This window comes from Actinomyces radicidentis, assembly GCF_001553565.1.
In the GTDB taxonomy this organism is placed as follows: Bacteria; Actinomycetota; Actinomycetes; order Actinomycetales; family Actinomycetaceae; genus Actinomyces; species Actinomyces radicidentis.
Genome location: NZ_CP014228.1, coordinates 2,030,252 through 2,051,716 on the forward strand (window position 1 = coordinate 2,030,252; position 21,465 = coordinate 2,051,716).

At 74.9% G+C, this 21,465-nt stretch carries 19 protein-coding genes; 16 read left to right on the top strand and 3 right to left on the bottom strand.

Annotated features, from left to right (window positions below; genetic code table 11):
- Positions 1-8: 8 nt before the first annotated feature.
- From AXF14_RS08705 to AXF14_RS08725, 5 genes are all read left to right on the top strand, one after another.
- Positions 9-314: a DUF2469 domain-containing protein gene (locus tag AXF14_RS08705; RefSeq protein WP_067942558.1), complete on the top strand. Its 306-nt coding sequence runs from the start codon at positions 9-11 to the stop codon at positions 312-314.
- A gap of 146 nt (positions 315-460) precedes the next feature.
- Complete coding sequence (locus AXF14_RS08710; protein ID WP_236755438.1) at positions 461-952, top strand: YraN family protein; 492 nt, start codon at positions 461-463, stop codon at positions 950-952.
- The gene (locus AXF14_RS08715) at positions 952-2,529 is read left to right on the top strand and encodes a YifB family Mg chelatase-like AAA ATPase (RefSeq protein ID WP_067942560.1); all 1,578 of its coding nucleotides are present in this window, start codon (positions 952-954) and stop codon (positions 2,527-2,529) included. Before AXF14_RS08710 ends, AXF14_RS08715 begins: the two co-directional genes overlap by 1 nt.
- Positions 2,526-3,866 carry a DNA-processing protein DprA gene (gene dprA, locus AXF14_RS08720; RefSeq protein WP_417861821.1) on the top strand — a complete coding sequence of 447 codons (1,341 nt, stop codon included), beginning with the start codon at positions 2,526-2,528 and terminating at the stop codon, positions 3,864-3,866. Before AXF14_RS08715 ends, dprA begins: the two co-directional genes overlap by 4 nt.
- A 9-nt stretch (positions 3,867-3,875) precedes the next feature.
- Positions 3,876-4,922: a tyrosine recombinase XerC gene (locus tag AXF14_RS08725; RefSeq protein WP_067942562.1), complete on the top strand. Its 1,047-nt coding sequence runs from the start codon at positions 3,876-3,878 to the stop codon at positions 4,920-4,922.
- A gap of 27 nt (positions 4,923-4,949) precedes the next feature.
- Here the strand turns inward: AXF14_RS08725 and AXF14_RS13985 are convergent, their stop codons facing one another.
- Positions 4,950-5,621 carry a murein hydrolase activator EnvC family protein gene (locus AXF14_RS13985; protein WP_169798261.1) on the bottom strand — a complete coding sequence of 224 codons (672 nt, stop codon included), beginning with the start codon at positions 5,619-5,621 and terminating at the stop codon, positions 4,950-4,952.
- Positions 5,622-6,236: 615 nt separating this feature from the next.
- On the opposite strand from AXF14_RS13985, the gene rpsB reads away from it, so the two are divergent.
- The 4 genes from rpsB (at position 6,237) to pyrH (ending at position 9,640) form a co-directional block, all read left to right on the top strand.
- Positions 6,237-7,103, top strand: a complete 867-nt coding sequence (gene rpsB / locus AXF14_RS08735) for a 30S ribosomal protein S2 (protein ID WP_067942564.1) — start codon at positions 6,237-6,239, stop codon at positions 7,101-7,103.
- A gap of 42 nt (positions 7,104-7,145) precedes the next feature.
- Positions 7,146-7,985, top strand: a complete 840-nt coding sequence (tsf, locus tag AXF14_RS08740) for a translation elongation factor Ts (protein ID WP_067942566.1) — start codon at positions 7,146-7,148, stop codon at positions 7,983-7,985.
- A 115-nt stretch (positions 7,986-8,100) separates the two neighbouring features.
- Positions 8,101-8,730 (top strand): hypothetical protein, encoded by a 630-nt coding sequence (locus tag AXF14_RS08745; RefSeq protein WP_150118458.1) that lies wholly within the window; start codon positions 8,101-8,103, stop codon positions 8,728-8,730.
- Between the two features lie 169 nt (positions 8,731-8,899).
- Entirely contained in the window at positions 8,900-9,640 is a 741-nt protein-coding gene (gene pyrH, locus AXF14_RS08750) for a UMP kinase (RefSeq protein ID WP_067942570.1), read from the top strand.
- Positions 9,641-9,935: 295 nt separating this feature from the next.
- Here pyrH and AXF14_RS08755 read toward each other — a convergent pair whose 3' ends face one another.
- Positions 9,936-11,042 carry an IS110 family RNA-guided transposase gene (locus AXF14_RS08755; protein ID WP_067940495.1) on the bottom strand — a complete coding sequence of 369 codons (1,107 nt, stop codon included), beginning with the start codon at positions 11,040-11,042 and terminating at the stop codon, positions 9,936-9,938.
- Between the two features lie 190 nt (positions 11,043-11,232).
- Between AXF14_RS08755 and frr the strand changes: the two genes are divergently transcribed.
- The 6 genes from frr to AXF14_RS08785 all read left to right on the top strand — a co-directional run bounded on the left by frr (position 11,233) and on the right by AXF14_RS08785 (position 17,359).
- Complete coding sequence (gene frr / locus AXF14_RS08760) at positions 11,233-11,790, top strand: ribosome recycling factor (RefSeq protein ID WP_067942572.1); 558 nt, start codon at positions 11,233-11,235, stop codon at positions 11,788-11,790.
- A gap of 213 nt (positions 11,791-12,003) precedes the next feature.
- Positions 12,004-12,936: a phosphatidate cytidylyltransferase gene (locus AXF14_RS08765; protein ID WP_067944255.1), complete on the top strand. Its 933-nt coding sequence runs from the start codon at positions 12,004-12,006 to the stop codon at positions 12,934-12,936.
- Positions 12,937-13,146: 210 nt separating this feature from the next.
- The gene (gene rlmN, locus AXF14_RS08770) at positions 13,147-14,427 is read left to right on the top strand and encodes a dual-specificity RNA methyltransferase RlmN (RefSeq protein ID WP_067942574.1); all 1,281 of its coding nucleotides are present in this window, start codon (positions 13,147-13,149) and stop codon (positions 14,425-14,427) included.
- Between the two features lie 23 nt (positions 14,428-14,450).
- On the top strand, positions 14,451-14,987 hold the full coding sequence (locus AXF14_RS08775; protein WP_067944257.1) for a DivIVA domain-containing protein: 537 nt from the start codon (positions 14,451-14,453) through the stop codon (positions 14,985-14,987).
- Between the two features lie 78 nt (positions 14,988-15,065).
- Positions 15,066-16,385, top strand: a complete 1,320-nt coding sequence (locus AXF14_RS08780) for a M50 family metallopeptidase (RefSeq protein ID WP_067942576.1) — start codon at positions 15,066-15,068, stop codon at positions 16,383-16,385.
- Between the two features lie 11 nt (positions 16,386-16,396).
- Complete coding sequence (locus AXF14_RS08785; protein ID WP_067942578.1) at positions 16,397-17,359, top strand: GNAT family N-acetyltransferase; 963 nt, start codon at positions 16,397-16,399, stop codon at positions 17,357-17,359.
- Positions 17,360-17,367: 8 nt separating this feature from the next.
- On the opposite strand, the gene AXF14_RS13300 is transcribed toward AXF14_RS08785, so the two are convergent.
- Positions 17,368-20,040, bottom strand: coding sequence for an acetyl-CoA C-acyltransferase (locus AXF14_RS13300; protein WP_084355474.1), 2,673 nt, complete (start codon positions 20,038-20,040; stop codon positions 17,368-17,370).
- A gap of 160 nt (positions 20,041-20,200) precedes the next feature.
- On the opposite strand from AXF14_RS13300, the gene AXF14_RS08795 reads away from it, so the two are divergent.
- The gene (locus tag AXF14_RS08795) at positions 20,201-21,397 is read left to right on the top strand and encodes a hydroxymethylglutaryl-CoA synthase (protein ID WP_067942579.1); all 1,197 of its coding nucleotides are present in this window, start codon (positions 20,201-20,203) and stop codon (positions 21,395-21,397) included.
- Positions 21,398-21,465: the final 68 nt, after the last annotated feature.

Genomic DNA, 21,465 nt, shown 5'->3' on the forward strand with positions numbered 1-21,465 from the left:
ATGGCTCGGTGAGCGCTGAAGACCTGGAGTCATACGAGAACGACCTCGAGCTCGACCTCTATCGCGAGTACCGCGACGTGGTCTCGCTCTTCTCCTACGTCGTGGAGACCGAGCGGCGCTTCTACCTGGCCAACGCCGTCGACGTGCAGGTGCGCACCAACGGCGGGGAGGTCTTCTTCGAGCTCACCCTCGAGGACGCCTGGGTCTGGGACATCTACCGCGCCAGCCGCTTCGTCAAGTCCGTCCACGTCGTCACCTTCAAGGACGTCAACGTCGAGGAGCTCACCAAGCCCGAGATGGACATCCCGTCCTGACGACGGCGGGGCGTCCGCCGGGCGGGTGACCGCCCGGCGGCCCGGGCCCCACAAGCGACTGCCCTGACGGGCTCCTCCACAGCGCCGGCGCACCGCCCAGTGCGCGGAGGCCCCGGACGCGCAGGCTCATCGCGGAGGTGATCCGCGTGAGCCCACGCACCCGAACCAGCACTGAGCCCCTGCCCCGGCCCGCCGCCGGACGGGCACCGGAACCGAGCCCCGACGCCGCGACCGAGCGACGCCGCGAGGCCGCCCGCCGACGGCGCGAGACCGGACGAGCGGGCGAGGAGCTCGCCGCCCGCTACCTCACCGACGCCGGCTGGACCGTCCTCGACCGCAACTGGCGCCCCGGCGGAGGCCTGCGCGGCGAGCTCGACCTCGTCGCCCTCGAGCCGCCCGAGCACGGGGGCGGCATGACTCTCGTCGCCGTCGAGGTCAAGACCCGCACCTCGACCGCCATGGGTGAGCCCGCCGAGGCCGTCGGCCCCGCCAAGCTCGCCCGGCTGCGCGCGCTCGCCGTCGCCTGGGCCGTCGACCACGAGGTCCTGCGCACCCCCGTGCGCGTCGACGTCGTCTCCGTCCTCGCACCGCCCGGACGCACGCCCCTCGTCCGCCACCACCGCGGGGTCGGACTCTGATGGGCCTCGCCGGCGCCCTCGCCGTCACCCTCACGGGCCTGACCGGCCACCTCGTCGAGGTCGAGGCACACTCCTCGGCCGGGCTGCCCGGCTTCACCCTCGTCGGCCTGCCCGACGCCGCCGTGCGCGAGTCCCGCGAACGCGTCCGCGCCGCCCTGTCCACCTGCGGGGTCGCCTGGGGCGAGCGCCGGGTCACCGTCAACCTCTCCCCGGCGGACCTGCCCAAGACCGGCACCGGCTTCGACGCCGCGCTCGCGCTCGCGGTCCTCGGAGCCCGGGGGGACCTCCCGCGCCGTGGGGTCGAGGCGCTCGGAAGGACGGTCCTCATCGGCGAGCTCGGTCTCGACGGCAGCCTCCATCCCGTCCGCGGGATCCTGCCCGCCGTCCGTGCCGCCGTCGAGGCCGGGGTCAGTGACGTCGTCGTCGCGGCCGCCGCCGTCCCCGAGGCCTCCCTCGTCCCCGGAGCCAGGGTCACCGGCGCGGCCCACCTCGCCGAGGTCATCGAGGGGCTCGGTGGGAAGGTCCCGAGCGCCGTCACCGAGCTGGCGCGGCGCGCCCGCGGCCGCGCGGCCGATGCCGCGTCGCGGCCGCCCGACGGCGCCGAGCCCCGCCGGGTGCCGGACCTCGCCGACGTCGTCGGCCAGGACGAGGCCCGCCACGCCCTCGAGGTCGCCGCCGCCGGCGGGCACCACCTGCTCCTCGTCGGACCGCCGGGCGCCGGCAAGACGATGCTCGCCGAGCGCCTGCCCTCGATCCTGCCTCCGCTCGAACCCGAGGACGCCGTCACCGTCACCTCCCTGCACTCGGTGGCCGGACTCTTCCGCGCCGAGACCGGGCTGCTCACCGTGCCGCCGCTGCGCAGCCCCCACCACACCGCGACCCGCGCCGCCGTCGTCGGCGGGGGATCGGGGACGCCGCGGCCCGGTGACGTCTCGCTGGCGCACCGCGGCGTGCTCCTGCTCGACGAGGCGCCGGAGTTCCCCGCCGGCGTCCTCGACTGCCTGCGCCAGCCCCTCGAGTCCGGCCGGGTCACCATCGACCGCGCCGGAGGACGCGCCACCTACCCCGCCGCCTTCCAGCTCGTCCTCGCCGCCAACCCCTGCCCCTGCGGCAAGGCGGGAGGCCGGGGCCTGGAGTGCACCTGCACGTCCCTGCAGCGGCGGCGGTACTTCTCCAGGCTCTCCGGCCCGCTGCTGGACCGCGTCGACATCCAGGTCGAGGTCGGTCCCGTGTCCGCCGCGGACCTCGCCGACGGTGCGCGCGGTGAGCCGAGCGCCGTCGTGGCCGGGCGCGTCGCGGAGGCTCGCGATCGCGCCGCCCGGCACCTGGCGGAGACGCCCTGGCGGCTCATGAGCGAGGTCCCCGGGTCCTGGATCCGCTCGGCAGCTTCGGGCACGGACCCGGCGCTCGTCGGACGGCTCATGGGAGCCCTCGACCGCGGCGACCTCTCCCTGCGGGGCGTCGACCGCGTGCTCCGCCTCGCCTGGACCCTCGCCTTCCTCGCGGGACACGACGCACCCGCGCCCACCGACCTCGGGGCCGCCCTGGCCCTTCGCACGAGAGGAGCACGCCCGTGACGACGACAGGAACGAGCACCGCCGAGGCCGGAGCCGCCGCCACGGGCCCGCGAGCCGGCGCGGACCGCCTGCGCCGGCTCCTCGAGGCCGAGAGGGCCGACCTCCTGCGCGCCTCCTGGTCCCGGCTCACCGAGCCCGCCGACCGCGCCGCCACCGCCCTCGTGACCGCCCTCGGCCCCGAGGAGGCCACCCGCTGGTTCCTCGAGGACGCCCTCGACGCCGACGGCGAGCCCCGCTCGGCTCCCCGACCGCCCCTGCGCCCGCGCGGCGACGCCTCAGCCGCCTCCGTCTGGTGGGCGCGGGCGGCCGGACGCTGGGCGCCCCGACTCGACGGGCTCGACGTACGCCGGGAGATCGAGGTCCTCGAGCGCCTCGGCGGCACGCTCCTCGTCCCCGGGGACGAGGCCTGGCCCGAGGGACTCGACGAGCTCGAGCACCCGCCGCACTGCCTGTGGGTGCGGGGCGACCCCCGAGCGCTCACCGGGGGCTCGGGTGCCGGCGCTCCGCAGGCCGGACGCGCGACCGGGTCCGGGCCGCTCCTCGCCGTCGTCGGCGCCCGCGACGCGAGCCCCTACGGCGAGCGCGTCGCCTCCACCGTGGCCCGCGAGCTCGTCGAGCACGGCGCCGCCGTCGTCTCTGGCGGGGCCTTCGGCATCGACGCGGCCGCCCACCGCGGCGCCCTCGCGGCCTCGACCGCGCCGGGCCCCGCCGGGGGAGCGGCGACGACGCTCGCCGTCTCCGCCGGGGGAGTGGACCGCCTCTACCCCGCCGGCAACGCCGACCTCCTCCGCGCCGTCATCGCGGCCGGCGCGCTCGTCGCCGAGGTCCCGCCCGGCAGCCAGCCCGCCCGGCACCGCTTCCTCACCCGCAACCGCCTCATCGCCGCGCTCGCGGGCGCCACCGTCGTCGTCGAGGCCGCCTGGCGCTCCGGCGCCCTGTCCACCGCCCGGCACGCCCGCGACCTCGGACGGCCGCTCGGCGCCGTGCCCGGGCCCGTCACCTCCATGGGCTCCGTGGGATGCCACCGCCTCCTGCGTGAGGGCGCCGTCTGCGTCACCGACGCCGCCGAGGCCCTCGAGCTCGTCCTCCCGCTCGGCGCCACCGACCCTGACGCCCTCAAGGCCGCCGACCCCGTCAACGCGGGCACCGGCCTCCTCGACGGGCTCGACGGCGACTCCGCAGCGGTCCTCGACGCCCTGCCCGCCAGGGGCTCCGCCACGCCCGAGTCCCTCGCCCGAGCCGCCGGCCTGTCCGTCCGCGGGACGACCGCCGCCCTCGGCCTCCTCGAGCTCGCGGGCCGGGCTCGCACGGAAGGCGGCCGCTGGAGGCGCGCGTAGCCTGGGCGCATGACGGAGCGGAACGAGCGGGACGGCGCAGGCGCTGCCGGTGCGGCCGGGCGACCTGGCACGCGGGGCGAGCTCCTCGACGCCTGGTTCCGCCACCTCTCCCTCCAGCGCGGGCTCTCCGAGCACACCGTGCGCGCCTACTGCGGCGACCTCGAGGACCTCCTCACCTTCCTCGGTGTGGGCCCGGGTGAGACCGAGCCCGTCGGCGGAGCCCTCGCGAGCCTCGACCTCGCCGACCTGCGCGCCTGGCTCGCCGAGCTCGCCGCCTCCGGCCACTCCCGCGCCACCGTCGCCCGCCGCGCCGCCGCCTGCCGCACCTTCTCCACCTGGGCGGACCGCTCCGGGCTCCTCGCCTCCGACGTCGGCGCCCGCCTGCGCTCGCCGCGCGCCGACAACCGCCTGCCCTCCGTCCTCACCCGTGAGCAGGCCGAGCGGCTCCTCGCCGTCGCGGCCGAGCGGGCCGAGCGCGGCGCCGGGACCGCGGACGGCGGCGACGACCAGCGCGAGCCGGGTGATGACACGCCCGCGGCTCGGGCCCGCGTGCACGCCCTCGCCGTGCGCGACCGCGCCCTCCTCGAGCTCCTCTACGCCACAGGCGTGCGCGTCTCCGAGCTCTGCGGCCTCGACGTCAGCGACCTCGACCGCACCAACCGCACCCTCCGCGTCCTCGGGAAGGGCGACAAGGAGCGCACCGTCCCCTACGGGACGCCCGCCGCGCGCGCCGTCGACGCCTGGCTCGCCGAGCGCTCCGCGCTCGCGGCCCGCGACGCCGGGGGAGCGCTGCTGCTCGGGGCGCGCGGACGGCGCATCGACCCGCGGGCCGTGCGCGACGTCGTGCACCGCGCCGCCGCGGCCGCCGACGTCCCGGACCTCGGCCCCCACGGCCTGCGCCACTCGGCCGCGACCCACGTCCTGTCCGGCGGCGCGGACCTGCGCAGCGTCCAGGAGCTCCTCGGGCACTCCTCGCTCGCGACCACCCAGCGCTACACTCACGTCTCCGCCGAGCGGTTGCGCAGCGTCTACGAGCAGGCCTTCCCCCGCGCCTGAGACGCGCGACGCCCGCGGCGCACCGCCTCAGCCCCTGCCACCGACCGGCTTGAGCCGGATGACCGGGGGCGAGATGAGGCGCAACGGGTTGACGTACTCCTTCGGCCCCGTGCGCGCGCCCCAGTGCAGCGCGTCGGCGCCGTCCGCGCGGTGACCGGCCACCAGGGTGCCGATGGTCTGTCCCCGCGTGACGGCGTCGCCGGCGGAGACGCTCGCCTCGACCGGCTCGTAGGTGGTGCGGATCCCGTCCGCGTGGTCGATGGAGACGACCGGCCTCCCGGCGACGGTGCCCGCGAAGGCGACGGTGCCGTCTGCCGCGGCGAGCACGGGTGAGCCGGCCGCGAGCGAGAGGTCGACGCCCCGGTGGCCGGTGCCCCAGCGCACGGCGGGCGGGTCGAAGTCCTCCAGGACGACGCCGAGCGCGCCCGTCGGCCAGCCGTACTCGCCTCGCGGGACCGGGGACTCGACCGCTGCCGGGGCGGCGACCGCGGCCGCCGCCCGGGGCGCCGTCGGCTGCCCGGAGACCGCGGGGGCCGCGGGGCTCAGCAGCAGCCCCGCCACGGACACGAGGCCCGCGGCCGCGGGGAGGAGGCGACGCCGTCGTCGCCGGAACGCACCGGCGACGCGTCCCCGGGCGGTACGGGAGCCGTGGGGCGAGTGGTCGGGGAACGGGGGAGTGCCTGCGACTGCGCTGCTCATGCCCCGAGCGTGACGGCCCGCCGCTCGACCCCGCCGCTCCGTCTCCGAGCCCTGGGGACCGGGTCCTCACGACCGGCCCCTGTGGAGCCCGGCTCGAGGTTGTCGGACCGGCCGGACCCGCCGGACGCGCCGGTACCGCTGCGCCCGGACTCGCGGCAGCACCGGCACGTGACGGGCACGACACCGCGAGAGGCCCGGAAGGACGCGGATCCCCGGAGGTGTCGCTGCCTCGCTGTGGTAGCCTCGCCCGCGCAGTCGTCTGAGGTTCGTCCCCCGGACTCGTCCGGATCGGACCGCAACGGCTGACTTCGCGTGCCCGTACCCGGCGCCCGAGCGGCCCTGTCCGCCCCGAGCCCGGGAGTCCTTTCGGACCCGCGGCCGAGGTCCCGCCACCCCTCACCCGAGGACGGCGGGCGGCCGTGAGTCGCGGGCACCAGGCCCCATCGCGGGCGGTCCTCCCGGACCGGCCGACGAGCCGCGGCCCGTCCCGAGCGGGTCCTCCGGTCAACGGGGATCAACCACCACAACCCGGGACGCCGTCGCACCAGCGGCGGGCACCGTCCCCTGATGAACTGCGCGCCGGGCAACCTCCCGGTCGCGCGCGAAAGGACCGTCATGGCGATCGTCACCATGCGTCAGCTCCTCGAGTCCGGCGTCCACTTCGGCCACCAGACCCGCCGTTGGAACCCGAAGATGAAGCGCTTCATCCTCACCGAGCGCAACGGCATCTACGTCATCGACCTCCAGCAGTCGGTCGACGGCATCAACACCGCCTACGACTTCGTCAAGGAGACCGTCGCCCGCGGCGGCAACATCCTCTTCGTCGGCACCAAGAAGCAGGCCCAGGCCGCCGTGGCCGAGCAGGCCCAGCGCGTCGGCATGCCCTACGTCAACCAGCGCTGGCTCGGCGGCATGCTCACCAACTTCTCCACCGTGCGCGCCCGCCTGGACCGCATGAAGGAGCTCGAGCAGATCGACTTCGACGACGTGGCCTCCTCCGGTCACACGAAGAAGGAGCTGCTCATGATGCGCCGCGAGAAGGACAAGCTGCAGAAGACCCTCGGCGGCATCCGCGACATGTCCAAGCTCCCGGCCGCCATCTGGGTCGTCGACACCAAGAAGGAGCACCTGGCCATCGCCGAGGCCCAGAAGCTGGGCATCCCGGTCGTCGCCATCCTCGACACCAACTGCGACCCCGACGAGGTCACCTACGGCATCCCGGGCAACGACGACGCCATCCGCGCCGTCACGCTGCTCACCCGCGTCGTCGCCGACGCCGCCGCCGAGGGCCTCCTCGCCCGCTCCGGCGGCAAGGCCCGCACCGGTGAGGAGGCCGACGCCGGCACCGCCGACGCCGAGCCCCTGCCCGAGTGGGAGGCCCAGCTCCTCGCCGGCGCCGAGTCCACCGAGGCCCCCGCCGAGGCCGCTGCCGAGGAGGCCGCCCCGGCCGCCGACGCCGAGCAGCCCTCCGAGCAGGCCTGAGTCCCCTCCAGCACCCGACACCAGCTTCCAAGGAGACATTCCATGGCGAACTACACCACCGCTGACATCAAGGCGCTGCGCGAGAAGACCGGCGCCGGCATGCTCGACGTCAAGAAGGCCCTCGACGAGGCCAACGGCGACGCCGAGAAGGCCATCGAGATCATCCGCGTCAAGGGCCTCAAGGGCATCGCCAAGCGCGAGGGCCGCTCGGCCTCCGCCGGCCTCATCGCCGCCAAGGTCGTCGACTCCGTCGAGGGCCAGACCGGCGTCCTCGTCGAGATCAACGCCGAGACCGACTTCGTCGCCAAGAACGAGAAGTTCATCGAGTTCTCGGACAAGGTCCTCGCGGCCGCCGTCGAGTCCGGCGCCGAGGACGTCGAGGCCCTCAACGAGGTGTCCGTCGACGGCCAGAGCGTCAAGGAGCTCACCGACGGCATGCAGGCCGTCATCGGCGAGAAGATCGTCGTCCGCCGCGTCGGCCGCCTCTCGGCCCCCGCCGTCGAGCTCTACCTGCACCGCACCAACCCCGACCTGCCCGCCCAGGTCGCCGTCCTCGTGGGCACCGACGCCAAGGGCGCCGAGGCCGCGCACGACATCGCGATGCACGTCGCCGCCTACTCCCCGCTCTACCTCACCCGCGAGGACGTCCCCGAGGACGTCGTCGCCAAGGAGCGTCAGATCGCCGAGGAGACCACCCGCGCCGAGGGCAAGCCCGAGAAGGCCATCCCGAAGATCGTCGAGGGTCGTCTCGGCGGCTACTTCAAGGAGAACTGCCTCGTCGAGCAGGCCTTCGCCAAGGACCCCAAGACCACGGTCGGCAAGGTCATCGAGGCCACCGGCGGCGAGATCACCGGCTTCCTCCGCTTCCGCGTCGGCGCCTGATCGCACCGCCCCCCTGTGGACCGCCCGGCACCGCCGGACGACCCGCAGACCTCCCGGGACCCCCGCGAGCCACGGCTCGCGGGGGTCCCGCGCGTCCCGCCCGCTACGGTGCCCCATGAGCAGCCCCCGGCCGGACGACGCCCGTGCGCAGAGGAACCGTCCGCTCGGACTCGATGAGCCGCCCTTCTCCCTGGCCCGAGGAGCGGTGCCCGCCCAGGACGTCCTGACGATGACCCGCACGAGCGACCAGACCGCGCTCGTCCCCCTCGGGGTCGCCTTCGGCCTCGGCGCCCTCCTCCTGGCCGCCGTCCTCTCCGACGGCGCGCAGCCGGACGACCTGCTCGCCCTGCCCGTCCTCGCGCTCGTCACCTGGATCGCGCACCTGCTCGCCCGCGGCTGGGCGCGCGCCCGCCGGGCGACCGCCGACGCTGACGGGCTGCGCCTCGGCCGGCGCCGCGCGCCGTGGCCCGCGGACGCCGCGGGCTTCGCCGTCACCGAGCGGGAGGTGCCCGACGAGTCCAGCCCCACCAACGACCTCGTCCTGCGCGTCTGCGTCGTCGACGGCGACGGGCGGCCCCTCGAGATCGCGCCGCTGCGCGTGCGCTCCACCACCGACGAGCGGGCCGCCGCGAGCGCCCGCTCGCTCATGACCCGTCAGGTCGCGGCGCTGCGCGACTTCGCTGTCCAGCGCGGCTTCGTCCCGCGCTCCGCACCCCGCGACGACGGAGCCGGACGACGGCCCTGATGGTGCCCCCGGGCGCGTCCCCGGCCGGGCCCCGGACAGGACCGCGGAGGCCTGCCCCCGACGGCCCCGGCCACGGCCCGACCGAGAACCGGGTAGGCTCCACCGGAGGTGCGCGTCCGCGTGCCCCGAGGGCCCCGCACTGGGGCGTGAGACCCAGGAGAGAGCAGCGATGACCGCCGAGCCCGAGACCGCCACCACCACCAGGCCGCGCCGCGTCCTGCTCAAGCTCTCGGGTGAGGTCTTCGGCGGCGGGAAGGTCGGCGTCGACGCCGACGTCGTCTCCGACGCCGCCCGCCAGATCGCCGAGGCCGTCCGCCAGGGCGTCCAGGTCGCCGTCGTCGTCGGCGGAGGCAACTTCTTCCGCGGGGCGGACCTGTCCACCCGCGGCATGGACCGCGCCCGCGCCGACTACATGGGCATGCTCGGCACCGTCATGAACGCCCTCGCCCTCCAGGACTTCATCGAGAAGGCCGGCGTGCCGGCCCGCGTCCAGTCCGCCATCGCGATGACCCAGGTCGCCGAGCCCTACATCCCGCTGCGGGCCATCCGCCACATGGAGAAGGGCCGCGTCGTCGTCTTCGGCGCCGGCGCCGGACTGCCCTACTTCTCCACCGACACCGTCTCCGCCCAGCGCGCCCTCGAGACCCACTGCGACGAGCTCCTCGTCGGCAAGAACGGCGTCGACGGCGTCTACACCGCCGACCCGCGCAAGGACCCCTCCGCCGAGCTCCTCGAGACCCTCACCTACGAGCGCGCCCTCAACGACGGCCTCCAGGTCCTCGACGCCTCCGCCTTCGCCATGAGCCGCGACAACGGCCTGTCCATGCGAGTCTTCGGCATGGGCGAGCCCGGCAACATCACCCGCGCCCTCCTGGGCGAGAAGATCGGCACCCTCGTCACCCGCGACTGATATGTAGGGGTTTCCTGTCAAGTGGCAGGGTGAAGAGGGGGCATCCACTGGCCGGTGGGTGCCCCCTCTTCGGCGTTGGCCGGTGGGGTGGGGGTGGCGTGTCTGGTGTCGACGCGTGGTCAGTCTGATATGCGCGGGTCTGTGTGCCGCATGACGCTGGTTTCGGTGGGAGGAGCTGGCTTGTCTGAGGTCGAGCGTGCCCTTGGGGGTGCTCACAGTCGAATCGCCGGTGTCCTCCTCACGCTGCTTCCCCTCTGGGCCCTGGTGGTGCCGGTCAGCGCGGTCTGTGGGCGTTCTAGTGGTCCATGACGGCCAGGGACCAGCACCAGCCTGCGAGCTCCCGGGCGATGGCGGTGTTGGCGATCGTGTGACGTTTGTGGTGGCTGGCCAGGGTCTGCCAGCGCCTGTTCAGGCGCCTGTTGCCGGTGTCGGCCCGGGTGGCGACGTCCCCGGGGACCTTGGCCCATGCGGCTCGCAGGGCGGGGCCGGGGCGGTAGGGGCTCTTGTGCTGCCAGGCGGCTTCGGTCAGGAGACGTCGGGCGTGGGTGTTGCCGGTCTTGGTGATGCCGCCCTGGGTGCGGGTCTGGCCCGAGGAGTGCTCGCAGGGGACCAGTCCGAGGTAGGAGGCGATGGTCGCGCCGGTGAAGCGGTGCCAGTCGCCGATCTCGACGGCGAGGGCGAAGCCGGTCAGTGTGGAGATGCCTCTCAGGCAGGACAGGCGGGCGGTGACGGGGGTGAACTCACTGTCGGCGGCCAGGGCGGCGATGGCGGTATCGAGGCGGTCGCGTCGTGCCAGGGCGTGGGTGACGGTGTCGTAGGCGTCGTCGAAGGCCGCGGTGGCGCCGGCGCCCAGGGCGGGGACGTCCTCGCGGCGCAGTGCGCGCAGCCAAGCGTCGTGGGCGGGTCCCCAGGTGGTCTTGCCGGGGTAGACCCATCCGCGGCGCAGCAGCATCTTGGACAGGCGGTGGCGGGCGGCCATGAGGTCGGTGCGGGCGTCGTCGCGGGATCGCACCAGGTCGCGGGCGCCCTCCTGGGCCAGGGTAGGGATGCGCACGGGCGTGATCGTGCCGTTCAGGGCGCACTCGGCCAGGAACATCGCGTCGGTGCGGTCGGTCTTGACCCGCTGTCCGGCGGGGCGGGCCAGCTTCGAGGGTGCGGCGACCTGCACCCGGTGGCCCGCGGCGGTCAGCTCGCGGGCCAGTCCGAAGCCGGTGGGGCCTGCCTCGTAGGTGATCAGCAGTGGTCCGTGCTCGGCGGCCAGGCGTGAGGCCAGGTCGATGGTGTGGCTGTACTCGCCGTCCAGGCGGCGTTGGATCACCTCGCCGGTGAGGGTATCGATGGCGGCGGCGCTCACGCTGCGGGCGTGAACGTCCAGCCCCAGGCTTGTACGCTCAGTAATCACCAGGGTCTCCTATGCATGTCGGCACCCCGCAGCGGTCCCCTAACGACCGCCTCGGTGGTGATCCACGAAGGTTGCATACGCGAGGCCCTGGCCCACAAGACCACGACGGCCTCGCGCACCCCCATAGCGTCTGAGACCGGCCCCGGCTCACCGCCCCCACCAGCCACACCAACGGAAAGGTTCCACCCCGATGATCGACGACGTCATGCTCGAGGCCGAGGAGAAGATGGAGTCCGCCCTCGAGGCGGCCAAGCGCGAGCTCGCCTCCATCCGCACCGGCCGCGCCAACCCCGCCATGTTCAACGGCATCATGGTCGACTACTACGGCGCACCCACCCCGCTGCAGCAGCTCGCCTCGCTCACCATCCCCGAGGCCCGTACCGTCATCGTGAGCCCCTTCGACCGCTCCGCGATGAAGCAGATCACGAGCGCCATCCGCGAGTCCGACCTGGGCGTCAACCCCACGGACGACGGCAACATCATCCGCGTCACCCTGCCCGCCCTCACCGAGGAGCGCCGCAAGGACTACGTCAAGCTCGCCAAGTCCCGCGCCGAGGAGTCCCGCGTCCAGGTCCGCGGCGTGCGCGGCAAGGCCAAGAAGGAGCTCGAGGCCATCAAGAAGGACGGCGAGGCCGGCGAGGACGACGTCAAGCGCGCCGAGGGCGACCTGGAGTCCCTCACGAAGCGCTTCGTCGAGCAGATCGACGCCGCCCTCGAGGCCAAGGAGAAGGAGCTCCTCGAGGTCTGAGCGCCAGGCGCGGCGGGCCGCCCCACGACGGGGTCGGCCCGCCGCGCCCGTGACGCCGCCCCTGACGGCGCCGGCTCCGCCGGGCGCGGTCGCGCGGCCGCGCCACCGGGCCCGACCGGCAGCGCCGGCCGGCCCCGTCTCCACCAGACCGCACCAGGCCGCGCCCCGTCGGGCGCCCCTCGAGGAAGCAGGAACCGCCCTCCCGTGAGCCTCCTGAGCACGCTGCTGACCCCGCCGCCGACGCGCAACCACGTCCCGCTGCCCTCTACCGGGCGCGCGGGGCGCAACCTGCCCGCCGCCGTCGGGGTCGCCGTCGTCCTCATCGGGACCGTCCTCGCCTCCCTCGTCTTCAACAAGGTCGTCTTCGTCGGCGTGGCCGTCCTCGCCGTCTGCGGCGCCCTGTGGGAGCTCGCCGGCGCCTTCGCCCGCAAGGACGTCCGCCTCCCGCTGCCGCCCCTGTGGCTCGGCACCCTCGGCATCGCCGTGTGCGCCTGGCGGGTCGGCGCCGAGGCGGCGCTCGGCGCGTACCTCGCCACCGCCGGCGCCTGCGTCCTGTGGGCCTTCCTCGAGCAGGCCGAGACCGAGACCGGCACCGCCCTCGAGCGCGCCGACCACGACGGCGTCCCGCGCACCACGGCCCACGACGCCGTGCGCCGCTCCCGCTCCGTGGCCGCCTCCGCGGCCGTCCTCGCTGCCACCTACCTGCCCTTCCTCGCGGGATTCGCCGTCCTCATCACCGCCCAGGACCAGGGCGTCGGCAAGACCCTCATGCTCATCGGCCTGCCCGTCGCCAACGACACCGGCGGCTGGCTCGCCGGCATCACCTTCGGCAAGCACCCCATGGCGCCCTCCGTCTCGCCCAAGAAGTCCTGGGAGGGCTTCGCCGGCTCCATGGCGGCCGCCGTCCTCGCCGGTGCCGGGTGCCTGTGGGGCCTCGGCGGCCCGGTCTGGGCGGGGGCGCTCCTGGGCGCCTGCACCGTCGTCGTCTCGACGCTCGGGGACCTCGGCGAGTCGCTCCTCAAGCGCGACCTCGGCCTCAAGGACATGGGCACGCTCCTGCCCGGCCACGGCGGGCTCATGGACCGGCTCGACTCCATCCTCGTCGCGGCCCCGCTCGTCTACCTCTTCACGCTCATCGTCTGGTGAGGACGGCGGCGCGCCGGCGAGGGGCGACCGGGCCCGGTGGCCGGGCGGCCGCCCTCGTTCCGGAGCCGGTGGCCCGGAACCCCCACGCTGCGGGTGCCGACCTCCCCACCCGTCCGCACACGGCGGAGCGCGCCGCCTGGGCCCCCGCCGCCGCTCGCACTAGAGTGCGCAGCAGTGCCAGAACGCCCACCCGAGAGGACCGCAGGCTCCGTGAGCACCCCCAACGACCGTACTCGCCGCGCACCGCGCCGCCCCGAGCCCGTCGCCGTCCGGCGTGGGCCCGCCGGCCCCGTCCCCGGCGAGGTCCAGGTGCTCCCCACCGACCAGCCGCCCGAGGGCGCGACGAGCCCCGACGCGCGCCCGCGCCTGTCCTTCGCGGTCCCGCCGGCCCGAGGCAAGGCCCCCAAGCACCTCGCCGACTACGACCTCGCCGGCCGCAAGAAGGCCCTCAAGGACGCCGGTCTCCAGCCCTTCCGCGCCGACCAGCTCTCGCGCCACTACTTCACGCGCTTCACCCGCGATGCCGAGGACATGACCGACCTCCCCGCCGGCCAGCGCGACCAGCTCGCCGGCGAGCTCCTCCCCGAGCTCATCCACGAGGTCCGCGCCCTGCGCGCCGACGGCGGCCGCACCATCAAGCACCTGTGGGAGCTCCACGACGGCGTCCGCGTCGAGTCCGTCCTCATGCGCTACAAGGACCGCACCACCCTGTGCGTCTCCTCCCAGGCCGGCTGCGGCATGGCCTGCCCCTTCTGCGCCACCGGCCAGATGGGCCTCACCCGCAACCTGTCCACCGCGGAGATCGTCGAGCAGGTCCGCTACGCCGCCCAGGCCTCCGAGCGCGGCGACCTCACCGGCGGCCCCGCCCGCCTGTCCAACGTCGTCTTCATGGGCATGGGCGAGCCGATGATCAACTACAAGAACGTCGTCGGCGCCCTCCACCGCATGATCGACCCCGCCCCGGAGGGCTTCGGCCTGTCCGCCCGCGGCATCACCGTCTCCACCGTCGGCCTCGTCCCGCTCATCCGCAAGCTCGCGGGGGAGGGGCTCCCGGTCACCCTGGCCGTCTCCCTCCACGCCCCCGACGACGAGCTGCGCGACGAGCTCATCCCCATCAACTCCAAGTGGAAGGTCGGCGAGCTCCTCGACGCCGCCCACGACTACTACGAGACCACCGGCCGGCGCGTGTCCATCGAGTACGCCCTCATCAAGGACATGAACGACCACGCCTGGCGCGCCCAGCGCCTCGCCGACGAGCTCAACGCCCGCGGCCACGGCTGGGCCCACGTCAACCCCATCCCGCTCAACCCGACGCCGGGCTCCATCTGGACCTGCTCCACGCAGGAAACCCAGGACGAGTTCGTCGAGACCCTGCGCCGGGCTGGCATCACCACGACCGTGCGCGACACCCGCGGCAGCGACATCGACGGCGCCTGCGGCCAGCTGGCCACCGAGGTGCTCAACCAGGAGAGAGGCAGGGCCAAGGCGTGAGCGAGAAGCGCGGCTCCGAGGAGATGTTCCCCAAGGTCGGCCACCTGCGGCGCGGCTACCGCCCCGAGCAGGTCGACGTCTACTTCACCACCGCCCGCGAGATCTACGACGACGGCGAGATCGACGAGATGGACTCCGAGGGCGTGCGCACCGTCGCCTTCGACGTCGTCCGCGGCGGCTACCAGCCCGACGCCGTCGACTCCGCCCTCGACCGCCTCGAGTCGGCCTTCCTGCAGCGCCGACGCTCCGAGTACGTCGCAGACCACGGACGCGAGGCCTGGATGGACGAGGTCCAGGACCTCGCCACCACGCTCTACCCGCGCCTGCTGCGGCCCGAGGGGGAGCGCTTCGCCCCCGCGGAGAAGCAGGGCTACCTCAAGGAGGACGTGGACGCCCTCATGGACCGCGTCTCCGCCTACTTCGACGACGACAAGGCCCTCGCCTCCGCCGAGGTCCGCGGCGCCACCTTCCGCGCCGCCCGCCGCGAGAAGGCCTACGACGAGCCCAGCGTCGACCGCTACCTCGCCCGCGTCGTCGAGGTCCTGCTCTCCGTCGAGTGACCCGCCCGCGGCCCGGAGCCCGGGCCGCCCGCCGCCCACCCGACGACCGGCCCGCAGCCGGATGACACAGGAGGCCACGTGCCCACAGCCCTCGCCTACGCCCTCGGCGTCCTCATCCTCGTCGTGGGGATCGGGCTGTCCGTGGCCCTCCACGAGCTCGGGCACATGCTGCCCGCCAAGCGCTTCGGCGTGAAGGTCCCCGAGTACTTCATCGGCTTCGGTCCCCGCATCTGGTCGACCACCCGCGGCGGCACCGAGTACGGCGTCAAGGCGATCTGGCTCGGCGGCTACTGCCGGCTCCTCGGCATGATCCCGCCCGCCCCGCCCGGGCGCGTCGACAAGCCCGGCTCGCTCATCGCCCAGGCCCGCGAGGAGTCCCTCGACGAGCTCGGCCCGGACGAGCGGCACCGCGCCTTCTACCGCCTCACCGTGCCGCGGAAGCTCGCCGTCATGGCCGGCGGCATCCTCACGAACCTCGCCCTCGGCATCGTCCTGCTCGCCGTCGCCCTCGGCGTCGTCGGCCAGCCCGCCTACACCTCGACCGTCTCCAGCGTCGCCGCCTGCGTCTCCTCCCACATCGACGCCGGTACGGCCTGCACGAGCTCCGACCCGGCCTCCCCCGCCTCCGTCGCCGGGTTCCAGGTCGGCGACGAGATCCTCTCCTGGAACGGCACGGAGACGAGCACGTGGACGCAGGTCCAGGACGCCATCGTCGCGTCCGGCACGAGCCCCGCGACCGTCGTCGTCGACCGCGCCGGGAAGGAGCTCACCCTCACCGTCACCGCCGTCGAGGTCGAGCGGACCGTCTACACCGGCTCCGGCGACGTCAAGAAGGACTCAGACGGGAACACGGTCACGCAGGAGCGCCCCTACGTCGGCATCGGCCCGGCCCTCGGCACGGTGCGCTCCTCCGCCGGGGAGATCGCCGGGGACGTCACGACGGCCGTCGGCCAGACCCTCGGCGCCATCCTCACCATCCCCTCGGGGCTCTACCACGCCGTCGCCGCGGGCCTCGGCCTCGAGGAGCGCAGCTCCCAGGGGCTCATCTCGCTCGTCGGCATGGGGCGCATCGCCGGCGAGGTGACGAGCGCCGGCACCGGCTCGGGCGGCGGCACCATCCCCTTCTCCGCGCGTCTGTTCTCCATGCTGAGCCTGCTCGGCTCCCTCAACCTCGCACTCTTCGCCTTCAACCTCGTCCCGCTGCTCCCGCTGGACGGCGGGCACATCGCCGGTGCCCTCTGGGAGGGTGCCAGGCGGCAGGTCGCGCACTGGCGCGGCCGCCCGGACCCCGGCTACGTCGACGTCGCCCGCATGCTGCCCGTCGGGCAGGTGGTCCTCGTCCTTCTCATCCTCATGACGGTCGTCCTCGTGTGGGTCGACCTCGTCGCCCCCGTCTGAGCCTACCCGCCGTGCACCTCCTCACCCACCCGCTCACGCCGGTGAGCCCCGAGCGCGTCTCGGGACTCCTGGCGCTGACCGCCCTCGAGCCGGTCGGTGGGCTCGCCCTCGCCCACCAGGTGTCGCGATGGACCCGCTGGGGACGCGGCGACGTCGTCGTCCTGGGCAGGCCCGCCCGGCCGAACGGCGCCGCCTGGGCCACCGGCTCGCTCATGCCCTTCGGCCTCGCGCCGCGGCCCGAGCTCGGCCACGACGGCGCCGACCGCGGCCAGGTCCGCTCGCTCGCCGCGCACGCCCACGCCCGCCTCACCCGCCAGGGCTCCGTCTCCGGGCCCGCGCAGGACGTCGAGTCCGTCTGGCCCGAGCTGTCAGCCCTCGGGCAGACCGCCCGCGAGGAGCGCTGGGTGCAGCCCCTCCTCGCCGCTCCGTTCCCGGCCGGGGGCCTCGCCGACGGCGCCGTCCGGGCGAGGCCGGAGGCGCGCTGGGCGGCCGAGGGCCTGCGTGCCGCCCGCGTCGAGGAGACCGGCCTCGTCCTGCCCGCCTCGGTGGCCATGTTCGTCGGCGAGCTCGGCTACGACCCGACGGCCTCGGGCGGCTCCTACGCCCGCCACGTCGAGGACCTCGTCGCCACGGGCCGCTCCTACGTCCTCCTCGACGACGGCACCGGCCGCCCGCCGATGCCCGGAGGACCCGCCCAGGTGGCCTTCAAGGCGGACGTGGGCGCCCTGCGACGCGGTGGGGGAGGCAGACCCTCCGTCGCCCAGCTGACCGGCGTGTGGACCCGAGACGACCTGCGCGGGCGCGGCGTCGCGACCGCGGCGCTCGCCGCGACGGTGGACCGCGTGCGCGCCGAGCACCTGGGGCCAGACGGGATCGTCAGCCTCTACGTCAACGACTTCAACGAGCCCGCCCTCGGCCTCTACTCCGGGCTGGGGTTCCAGCGGGTCGGCACCTACGCGACGATCCTGCTCTAGGCCCGGCGTCAGTCGAAGGACGCGAGGATCGACCTCGCCGTCTCCTCGTTCATGCGCTCGGCCCGCCGCAGCCCCTCGGCCACGGCCTCGATCCGCGAGCCGGTGGCCCCGACCGCCATGGCGAGGGCCCGGGCCTGCAGGTTCATGTGCCCGCGCTGGATGCCGTCGGTGACGAGGGCCCGCAGCGCGGTGAGGTTCTGCGCGAGCCCCGTCGCAGCCGCCACCCGGGCCAGGTCGACGGCGGACTCCGCGCCGAGCAGCCCCAGGGCGGCCCGCGCCTCGGGCAGCGCCCGCGACGAGCCGCCCACCGTCGCCATCGGCAGCGGCAGCGTCATCTCGCCGTGGAGGACGACGCCGCCGTCCTCACCGGTGGTCGTCGACCACTGCGACAGGCCGCGGTAGCGACCGTCGCGTGCCGCCCAGGCGTGGCAGCCGGCCTCGATGGCGCGGGTGTCGTTGCCGACGGAGAGGACGACGGCGTGGACGCCGTTCATAACGCCCTTGTTGTGCGTGACGGCACGGTGGACGTCCACCTGGGCGAGGTCGGAGGCCATCGCGATCCGACGCGCCTGCTCGGCGCCGAGACCCTCGAGGACGGCGCGTCCCTCGGCCGAGTCCGCGGTGGGACCGCCCTCGGCCCCGACGCCGGCCGCGGCGGCGTCGCGTCGGGAGACGAGGACGTGCGCGGGCACGTCGCAGGACACGGTGACGAGGGACTCCGTGGCGTCGTTGGAGATGATCGCCATGAGGACCTCCTCGCGCGGCAGACGCTCGCGCAGGAGATCGGCGACGGCCTCGGCGATCGCGTCGACGATGTTGGCGCCCTGGGCGTCGCGGACGTCGACGAGGAGGTCGACGCACACGAAGGCGCGGGCGCGTGCTCCGTCGGCGCTCGTGCCGTCGGGGCCGGCGACCTCGCGCACGCGCACCTCGCGCAGGCCGCCGCCGCGCTTGAGGATCGAGGGGTAGGCCTGCGCCGCGGCGGCGTCGATCTCAGGGCGCAGCGCGGTGACCATCGCCGGGAGGTCCTCGGCGACCGGGTTCACGAGGACGACCTGCCCGATCATGAGGCGGCCGGGCACCTCGGTGCGGAAGCCGCCCGCGCCGCGCACGATCCGCGCCCCGTTCGAGGCGGCGGCGACGACGCTCGCCTCCTCCGTCGTCATCGGGACCGTCCAGGACCGGCCGTCGACGACGAGGCCGGGAAGCACACCGAGGGGCAGGTGGGTCTGCCCGACCTGGTTCTCGATGAGGCCGGCCGCCGTGTCCGCGTCCAGACCGAGCGGAGAGGCGAGGACCTCGGCGTCTGTGGGGGAGAGGACGCCGTCGGCCACGAGCCGGTCGCGGCGCTCGGCCGGGCTCAGGCGGTAGAAGGGGACAGCGGTTCCGGCGTCGGCACCCTCGGCGCCGGCTGCGTCGTCGGTTCCGGCGAGCCCGGCCGGCCGCTCGAGGAGAGCCGCGAGCCCGAGCCCGCCGCCCACGCACAGGGAGGCGACGCCGCGGGACTGGCCTTCGCGCACCATCCGGTGCGCCAGCGTGACGAGGAGGCGCACGCCCGTCGAGCCGAGCGGGTGGCCGAGCGCGATGGCGCCGCCGTCGGGGTTGACCCGCTCGGGCTCGAGGCCGAGCTCGCGCGTGGCCGCGACCGTCGTCACCGCGAAGGCCTCGTTGACCTCCCAGGAGTCGACGTCGCCGACGGCGTGCCCGCTGCGCTCCAGGAGCGCCGGGATCGCGAAGCGCGGCGCGATGCCCATGACCGCCGGGTCGATGGCGATCTCCTCGTAGTCGCTGAGCCGCGCGAGAACCGGCAGGCCGTGCTCGCGGGCGTAGGAGGCGGAGGTCAGGACGACGGCGGAGGCGCCGTCGGTGACCGGGGAGGCGTTGGCGGCGGTGACGACGCCGTCCTCGGAGAACACGGGGGACAGGGCGCCGATGCCCTCGGCGGTGGAGCCGCCGCGGATGGGCTCGTCAGCCGTCATGAGGGTGCCGTCGGTCAGCTCGACCGGCACGATCTCCGCGTCGAAGGCCCCGGTCGCGGTGGCCGCGGCGGCGCGCTGCTGGGAGGCGAGGGCCCAGGCGTCCTGGGAGGCCCGGTCGATCCGCCAGCGCTGGGAGACCTCCTCCGCCGTCAGCCCCATGGGCATGCCGGAGAAGGCGTCCTCGAGGGCGTCCGTCATGAGGGAGGGACGGGCCTCGCCGTAGGAGCGGGTCTCGGCGTCGTAGGCGGAGACGAGCGGTGCGCGGGTCATGGACTCGGTGCCCGCGGCGACGACGACCTCGGCGCGACCCAGCTGGATGAGCTGGGCCGCGAGCACGACGGCCTTGAGGCCGGAGCCGCAGACCTCGTTGACGGTCGTGGCGGGCACCTCGTGCGCCAGTCCCGCGCCGAGGGAGACCTGCCGGGCGACGTTCTGCCCGGAGCCTGCCTGGATGACGTTGCCGACGATGACCTGGGCGACGTCCTCGCGCACCGCGGGCACGGCGTCGAGGGCGCCGCGGACGGCGAGCACGCCCAGGTCGACGGCGCTGCGGTCCGCCAGGGCCCCGCGCCGCCTCCCCATGGGGGTGCGGACGGCCGCGACGAGCACGACGTCGGCGTCCTCCAACGGGGCCGGCACCGCGGTGGAGCCGATGGTCACGGACCCGTCGTCGGCCTTCCGAGCGGTGCGTGCATCGTCCATGGCGTCCCCCGTCCTGAGAAGATATCCGGCGTAGTCTAGGGCACTCGGGCCACCCTGGTCCACCCCGCCGCGCGACCCGCGGCGGCGCCCGCACCACGGTCACCGGACCGCGCCGACGACGGCGCCGGCCGGTGACGACGCCACACCACTGGAGGATCCCGTGCCCATCGGAATCGACGCCCTCGAGATCGCCACCCCCGGCCTCTACCTGCCGATGACGGACCTGGCCCTCGCCCGCGACGTCGATCCCGCCAAGTTCCACGTCGGCCTCGGTCAGGACGAGATGGCCGTCGCCCCGGCCACGGTGGACGCCGTCACCCTGGGTGCCCGCGCCGCCGCCGCCGTCCTCGAGCGCACGGAGCAGGCCGACCGCGACGCCCTCGGCCTCATCGTGCTCGGCACCGAGTCCGGCGTCGACGCCTCCAAGGCCATGGCAGTCATGGTCCACGGGCTCCTCGCCGAGGAGTACTCCCTGCCCGACGCCGTGCGCGCCTTCGACCTGCGCGAGGCCTGCTACGGCGGCACCGCCGGGCTCCTCACCGCGGTGGACTACGTGGCCGCCCACCCCGGCCGCACCGCCCTCGTCATCGCCTCCGATCTCGCCCGCTACGGCCTGCGCACGGGCGGCGAGCCCACCCAGGGCGCCGGCGCCGTCGCCGTGCTCGTGCGCGAGGACCCCCGCCTCCTCGCCATCGACCCGGCCACGACGGCCGTCACCACTGACGTCTACGACTTCTGGCGGCCCGAGGGCGAGGACGTGCCGCGCGTCGACGGCAAGCTCTCCAACGAGTGCTACATGGAGACCTTCACCCGCGCCTGGGAGGCGCACGTCGCCGCCACCGGCCTCGACCTGGCCGACTACGCGGCCCTGTGCTTCCACCTGCCCTACACGAAGATGGGGCGCAAGGCGCTGGCCCGCGTCCTCACCCCGGAGCAGGCCGCCGAGCGCGGTCTCACCCGCATCCACGAGCGCTACGAGGAGTCCATCGCCTACTCGCGGCGGATCGGCAACTGCTACACCGCCTCCCTGTGGCTGGGCGTCGCCTCGCTGCTCGACGCCGGGAGCGTCGCCGCGGGGGACCGCCTGGCGCTCTTCTCCTACGGCTCCGGCGCCGTCGGCGAGCTCATCACCGCCGCCGTCGCCGAGGGCTTCGAGAAGCGCCGCGACCCCGCCGCGCAGCGCGCCCGCCTCGACGCGCGCACCGCGCTCACCGTCGAGGAGTACGAGCAGGTCCTCACCGAGTCCCTCGCCCCCGCCGGCGAGGGCACCAGCGGCACCGCCTTCGTCGACGACGGTCCCTACTCGCTCACGGGCGTCGACGGCGGCATCCGCCGCTACCGCGGCCCGCGCGGCTGAGCCGGGGCCCCGCCGGCCTGTGCGGATCCGTGCGGCGCGGCCGCGCGGCCGACGGGCACGTGCTCCGG

What these genes read in the sequence shown, in the direction of transcription:
- AXF14_RS08715 (WP_067942560.1), top strand. Translation starts at nt 952, where the DNA reads ATGGGCCTCGCCGGCGCCCTCGCCGTCACCCTCACGGGCCTGACCGGC.
- AXF14_RS08725 (WP_067942562.1), top strand. Translation starts at nt 3,876, where the DNA reads ATGACGGAGCGGAACGAGCGGGACGGCGCAGGCGCTGCCGGTGCGGCC.
- AXF14_RS13985 (WP_169798261.1), bottom strand. Translation starts at nt 5,621, where the DNA reads ATGAGCAGCGCAGTCGCAGGCACTCCCCCGTTCCCCGACCACTCGCCC.
- rpsB (WP_067942564.1), top strand. Translation starts at nt 6,237, where the DNA reads ATGGCGATCGTCACCATGCGTCAGCTCCTCGAGTCCGGCGTCCACTTC.
- tsf (WP_067942566.1), top strand. Translation starts at nt 7,146, where the DNA reads ATGGCGAACTACACCACCGCTGACATCAAGGCGCTGCGCGAGAAGACC.
- AXF14_RS08745 (WP_150118458.1), top strand. Translation starts at nt 8,101, where the DNA reads ATGAGCAGCCCCCGGCCGGACGACGCCCGTGCGCAGAGGAACCGTCCG.
- pyrH (WP_067942570.1), top strand. Translation starts at nt 8,900, where the DNA reads ATGACCGCCGAGCCCGAGACCGCCACCACCACCAGGCCGCGCCGCGTC.
- frr (WP_067942572.1), top strand. Translation starts at nt 11,233, where the DNA reads ATGATCGACGACGTCATGCTCGAGGCCGAGGAGAAGATGGAGTCCGCC.
- AXF14_RS08775 (WP_067944257.1), top strand. Translation starts at nt 14,451, where the DNA reads ATGTTCCCCAAGGTCGGCCACCTGCGGCGCGGCTACCGCCCCGAGCAG.
- AXF14_RS13300 (WP_084355474.1), bottom strand. Translation starts at nt 20,040, where the DNA reads ATGGACGATGCACGCACCGCTCGGAAGGCCGACGACGGGTCCGTGACC.